This window comes from Wolbachia endosymbiont of Tuta absoluta (genome assembly GCF_059414725.1).
Map to the genome: position 1 here is coordinate 1 of NZ_JBNRJY010000588.1, position 334 is coordinate 334.

Genomic DNA, 334 nt, shown 5'->3' on the forward strand with positions numbered 1-334 from the left:
AATATAAATGTTGAATTTCCTATAGGGAATTTTATTTGTGTTACTGGAATATCAGGAGGAGGGAAATCAAGTTTAGTGATAGAAACAATATATAAATACTCAGCACACAAGATAAATCATTCATCTGCAAGGCATGGTCAATGCGACAAAATAGAAGGCCTTGAGTATATAGATAAAATTATAGAAGTTGATCGATCCATACAACACAAAACGCCAGTTCCCACACGAAAAGAGCCAGTCGGTGGTTTGATTGCGTGACAGCTTGAAGATAGCATCACCCCATCTCATTTTGAAGATAGGTAGCCTAATTCACGGTTATAGAGTCAGTAGCTAC

The 334-nt window shown here is 37.1% G+C and carries 1 protein-coding gene; it reads left to right on the plus strand.

Going from position 1 to position 334, the window contains the following annotated elements; genetic code table 11:
* On the plus strand, positions 1-258 hold a 258-nt coding region (locus tag ACJ5GX_RS06455; protein ID WP_495292825.1), incomplete at its 5' end, for a hypothetical protein.
* Positions 259-334 lie beyond the last annotated feature (76 nt).